Raw genomic sequence first — 6545 nt, forward strand, 5'->3', positions numbered from 1 at the left:
CTGGCCAATGGTAAGAAAAGGAGCATGGACTGCTTTGGAATCTAAGACCAAAGGCTTTGTTCCAAATAGGATAGCTTTCGATGGAACAGGTAATCCTGTGGGTATTCCCGTTGCAGCTTTTGTAGAAGGTATGATGGTGTATGATACCACGAATAACTGTCTGAAGATATATACATCAACCAATGGAGGAAGTACATTCAGCTGGCAATGTTTAAACACACAAGCCTGCCCAGACTAAATAATAAAAAAAAGCTTAAAGCACAAGTTGTAGGTGTTTTTGCTATTGCTTGTGCTCAGCTTTTTTAATTTTAAAATTTATAAGATGAAAAAATTAACTCTAACCATAGCATTCTTTTGTATAATCACTTCCCATGCTCAGGTAGCGGTAGGAAAAGATCTTGTGACCAACTCTTCAGTTTCCTTAGAGTTTGGAAGTACTGAAAATAGAGGTATGATCCTTCCTTATGTAGAAAATAAAAGCGGGATTTCGGAGAATGGAACAATGATTTACGATACTACCGATAATAAAGTAAAATATCTCAAAGGAGGGAGCTGGTTTGATTTAAGTGTTAACAATACGCCTACCGGATCGGTAGATTTGTCAATACAAACAACAAAGATAGAAAAACCGGAAGCAAAAGTGAGCATTGGTCAGCCCAGCTCAGTAGATGGTATATTGGTTTTAGAAGATGCTAATAAAGCTATGATTCTTCCAAAAGTCGCAAGCCCCCATCTTAATATCATTAATCCCGCACCGGGAATGATGGTGTATGATACTACAGCAAGGCAACTTGCTATTTTCAACGGTACGATGTGGAGCTTCTGGAAACCGTAACTAATTAAGGTATAAAAATAAATTAAATAAAAAAATACTCCTGATTTCAGGGTATTTTTTTTGTGATTCATTCATTATTGATTAATATTTAATGTGGTGTTATTTTTATATTAAAAAGAATTAATTTTAAATATTATTAAGATTAATTCTTTTTTTGTATGAAAATTTAACTAATTTTAAAACATTGAAAATGAGATGTATTTTTCGTATAAATTGTTTATGAAAGCTAATCCTAATACCCATAAAACATGATAAAAAACTCGACTCTCTGGCGACTTCTAAGTTGCCAAGTTTTAATGTTTTCTTTAGCATCATTTAGTTTCTTGTCTGCTCGGACGGGAATAAGTGATAATTTTGAAAAAGATGGAATTATAAATTCCGTAGATATTGATGATAGTAATCATTGCGCTACTAATACGTTAGAAAGTTCTTTGCAGTATTATATTGCAAAACCGACTATGGAAACTAGCAATTCGAAAGTAGACAAAAGGGAATCTATCACTACAAACTCTCAACTACAAATTGTTTCTAAAAGAAATCTCAAAGAGACGAAATTTCTAAATAACATATTTATAGATGCCAGTATTGATTCTTCACCACTGCTTACTACATCAAAAAATATAGTTTCTAAGGATGTTTTTCAGCTCTTTACACATGGGCGAAGTGGAGAATTGTTCATCAATGGACAATGGAGAAATGTTTTCGAGATAGAAAAATGGATCTCCACGCAAGTAAACCTCTCAAAAATAAATCAAATTAACATTTATGGGTGTGAATTTGCAAGGGGCGAAAAAGGAATAGCTGCTGTACGCTATCTTAAAAAGAAATTAGGAAAACAAATTTCGGCATCCAATAATATCACAGGAAAAGGTGGAGATTGGGATCTAGAAGTAGGAATACCTTTTTCATTAAAAGGTTTGGAAAACTATCAAGGAACTCTACAGAGTATTTCTGGTGTAATCAATAACTATGCGGCGGTTTCAGGAATTTCTGGAACTACATTTACGGTAGATGCAACTGCGGGTTTCGTGGTCGGACAAAAAATATTGGTAATCCAAATGCAGGGTGCTACAATCAATACGAGTAATACATCTCGCTATGGCGAATTGATTGCTTTGAATGGGGCAGGAAATTATGAGTTTGCAACAATTTCAAATGTGACTTCCACAACAGTTACTATCTCGGCTCCACTTACAAAAACTTATGATGTAACTGGTTCGTTACAGTTGGTTACAGTACCTGTATATACAGGTACAACAACAGTAAGTGCTTCGCTGACGGGCACAGCCTGGAATGGTACCAAAGGAGGTGTGTTAGTGTTTGAGGCCGATCAATTGGTGTTAAACAGCGATATTACCATGACCGGAAAAGGGTTTCTCGGTGGTGCGATAAAAGCAACTTCCAACAATACTACTGCTTATGTTTCCTCAACTGGAGCTGCTAAAGGTCAGGGGATTGCAAAATTTACGGTTGGAGACAGACTAAGCGGAGCGCAGTACAATGGCGGTGGTGGAGGAAATGCCGTAAACACTGGTGGTGGTGGTGGCGCTAACTATGGGGTAGGCGGTAAAGGTGGTACATATTCTCTTAATGCTCAGTTGTCTGGTAGAGGTGGTTACGCAGTTTCGTGTGGATTAAGGAATTTGGTAATGGGCGGTGGCGGCGGTGCCGGAGACGACAACGACAATCAAGGATCTCTAGGTGCTAATGGAGGTGGTATTATTATGTTTAAAGCCAATTCTATAACCGGTAATTCACGAACGATCGAATCTAACGGTAATACTGCTGCCAATTCGCAAGCCGATGGTGCAGGCGGCGGTGGCGGTGGCGGAACACTGGCATTACTGGGTACACCCTCTATTTCAGGCAATCTTACAATTAATCTAAAAGGCGGAAATGGCGGTACTGTGGTTTACGTTGGCGCTCATGGCGGCGGCGGCGGCGGCGGCGGTGGCTATTTGTTAAGAGACAACACCTTACCTTCAACAGTAACACTTGATGTAAGTGGAGGAATTGGCGGTAGTTATACTGCAGCTACACCGCCCCCAATTCTAGCAACTAACGGACAGCCCGGAGGAGTGTCAACATTGGCACCGGTAGTACCGGTAATTGTGGCATCGCAGGTTTTCCAATATATGAACGGAACTTTAAGCGGTATTTCTGATCCGGGAAATACAGTGGTTGATCTTGTTAACCCTGGAACAGCAAGCTCTTTTAATATAGATGCCAATGATTATGTAACGATTAGCAACAGTGGGCAGCTTTCCTGGATTGGAAATTCTGTACCTCCTGGTGATCTGATACTATATGTTTATCCTAATGGGGATATTAGCGGCTGCCCGGTTTCGATTACTATACAGTATAATAATGATAACGATGGTGATGGTATAAGAGATATTGATGATATTGATGATGACAATGATGGTGTACCTGATGCCACGGAAAGCCCGGCATGTTTTTATACAGAACTGGAAACGCTAAATGGAGTAAAAATCAGCTCACAATTTACAAATCCGGATGATAGCCAGGGCGATGGTGACTTACAGGTACTACATGACGGGAGCGCTGCTTTAACATTTAACTTCAATGCCTTGTCTGCGGCTCAGAATCCTACAGGCAGTAATTTGTTTACGATTGAATACCCTACACCGGTAAGGCTTTCTGCTATATCGGTTTCACATGATATCAGTAGTACCGCCAATGCGAATGCAGTTATTGTAGGCTCAAATGATGGAATCACATGGTCGGCAGCACTAAGCCCGGCTACCTTAATTACGACTACTCCTATTGATTTTACGGTCACCGTTTCGCAGGCATACAAGTATTACCGTATCCAGACGGGTTCTGTACCCGGTGATTTGGCAGTAGCCAATACCATAGGTGAAATTACAGCTACTTTCAGCAATAATAACTATATAGCGTCTTATCATCCAAAACCGAACTGTATTACCGATACTGATGGCGATGGAACCAGAAATGAATACGACCTTGATAGTGATAACGACGGCTGTAGTGATGCCTTTGAAGCCGGTGCAACTACAGATGCTACCCCTGGTTTTACATTTGTAAGTGCTGTTGGTACCAACGGGCTTGCTGATGTAAAGGAAACTACTACTGATTCGGGCAACATAAATTACGTTTCCACATATTCACAATACGCAACCACTAATATACTAAGCTTATGCGCAGATACGGATGGCGATGGAGTAAAAGATGTGGTAGATATAGATGACGATAATGATGGTATACTGGATGCGGTGGAAAGCCCCGCTTGTTTTTACAGTACGTCTGAAGTTATTGTTCCTGTAAAAATTTCTACAGGTATAACTACCTCAACTGTCAATTCGGTAGCAGTAACACCGGGTAATGATATACCCACCATGCATGATGGCGTAACTACCGCTGTTACCGCGTCCAATCATGTTGTTCCGGCAAACCAACTGGGCAATACCTCAAAAATTATTTATAAAGTAGAGTATCCGGTTGCTGTCGGTCTTACGCAAATGGATCTTTATACTAACACGCAAAATTGGGGTACTGGTTCGTTCGCTATATTGGAGGCATCTAACGATGATGCAAATTACGAGGCTGTTTCTGTTCCTGTTTCTACGGGAGTCGCTTCAGGCCTTATTAAATCATGGCCGGTAACATTAAACACTACTAATCTCTATCGTTACTATAGAATACGTGTTTCAACTGCCGCCACCTCGCCGCTTACTTTTACTAACTATGAAGTAGTGGGCATTATTAATCTGGCTAATTATATTCCTTCTGCTCATCCAAAACCAACTTGTACAAATGATACTGATGGTGATGGTATACCTAATCACAGAGATTTGGATAGTGACGGCGATGGATGTCCCGATGCAAGAGAAGCGGGAGTGTCCTCCAATGCAGGTGCTTCAGCATCTATGTCAGCAAGTGGAGGAAGCATTTATTCCGGAGGAATAGCGCCGGGAACGGCTAATGCGTATGTAGGAAACGGTACTCCTTCTCAATATTGGGCAAACGGTTATTTTAACGGCATTGAAACAAGTGCGGAAAGTGGAGTTTATAACGGAACACTTACTTATTCCGAATATGCTTTGGCTAATAACCTCAATCTTTGTGCTGATACGGATGGTGACGGGATCAATGACATTACAGATATCGATGACGATAATGACGGAGTGCTGGATGCGGTAGAAAGTCCTGCATGTTTCTACACTGCGGTGGAAGCCAATGTTATCTCAAAAATTAGCTCACAGTTTGTATCTCCTGATGATGATCAAAGTGACGGTGATATACAGCTTTTACATGATGGCAGTACTGCACTCACTTTTAACTTTAATGCGTATGCGGCTACGGCAAATCCTACAGGAAGTAACCTTTTCACAATTGAATACCCTACAGCGGTGAGATTGGCAACTTTATCGGTGTCTCAAAGAATAAGTGCAACAGCTAATGCCAATGCTGTTATAGTAGGTTCTAACGATGGTATTGCCTGGTCTTCGGCACTCAGTCCTGCAACACTTATTACAACGACTCCTGTTAATTTTACTGTAACGACTTCCACGGCTTATAAATATTACAGAATCCAGACGGGATCTGTACCAGGAGCATTAGCTTTAGCAAATACCATTGGTGAAATTACCTCTACAATTGTTACTGCAGATTATGTTCCTTCGGCTCATCCAAAGCCAACATGTAATAATGATACTGATGGTGATGGTTTACCTAATCATAGAGATTTAGACTCTGATGGTGATGGTTGTAGCGATGCTGTAGAAGCAGGTGTTTATGAATATGTCAACAGCAATGCAGGGGTAATGTCAAAAGGAAGCTTGTTAACCAATGTTCTTGATCCAAATGGAGTTATAAATGCAATTGCTGGTAGCGGAGCTTCAGCAGATTATGGAGCAAATGGCTATTACAATGTATTGGAAACGTCGGAAAATGGTATTGCCAAATATGTGTCAACCTATGATATGGCTTTAGATGTGGGGGTTTCAAATTGTGCGAACGCAGATAACGATGAAGTGCCGGATTTTGTAGATATAGATGATGATAATGACGGTGTATTAGATCTTGTGGAAGCATGTTCTTTTAGACAATATTCTGTTCCGGGAGATATCATTGATGGTACTACCACAACAGTGCAAAGTTCTGTGACATCAGCGGGGTTTACAGAATCTCCATCGACAGGTTGTACTGGTAGTACAGTCATTGATAACCAATACCCATATGCTAACCCGGCAGCTTGTAGTTTTATTACAAGAACGGGTACTCAATCTAGCGGTACATGGACGATTACTTTCTCTTCTCCAGTTCCGGCAGACAAAATAATAATAGGTTTTGGTACATCGGCAGTAGCTACAACAAATGTTACTTATACTTATGCTGTTAATCCGGGTGCTGATGCCTTATTAGGTACGGCAAAGAATGTGGAATTCAGTAATATTATAGACCAGGTTAACTTAACTAAAAATGGTGTTGCAACTTACGGTCAAACGACGATAGGTGCTAATGCAAGCTTAACATTAAAAGGATTCGGAAATCGCACTGTAAAGAGTTTGCAATTTTCGATTGCGGGTATGTCAACTAGTGGAGCTATTTCTTTTTATACATATATCCAGTCTAACAATTGTGATCCTGACGGAGATGGTATTCCTAATCATTTAGATAATGACAGTGATAATGACGGATGTTCTGATGCATGGGAAGCAGGAGT

The 6545-nt window shown here is 40.3% G+C and carries 2 protein-coding genes and 1 pseudogene; all 3 read left to right on the top strand.

What is annotated here, in order from left to right; all coding sequences use genetic code 11:
• Nucleotides 1-238 (top strand): annotated as a pseudogene (locus OEW74_RS19320) (hypothetical protein); the annotation flags it as partial.
• Nucleotides 239-322: 84 nt separating this feature from the next.
• Nucleotides 323-835 (top strand): hypothetical protein, encoded by a 513-nt coding sequence (locus OEW74_RS19325; protein WP_265430036.1) that lies wholly within the window; start codon nucleotides 323-325, stop codon nucleotides 833-835.
• 296 nt (nucleotides 836-1131) lie between these two features.
• Nucleotides 1132-6545 (top strand): DUF4347 domain-containing protein (locus OEW74_RS19330; protein WP_265430037.1); only part of this gene is annotated, 5414 nt, incomplete at its 3' end.

Source organism: Chryseobacterium sp. YIM B08800, from assembly GCF_026163565.1.
Taxonomy (GTDB): Bacteria; Bacteroidota; Bacteroidia; order Flavobacteriales; family Weeksellaceae; genus Chryseobacterium.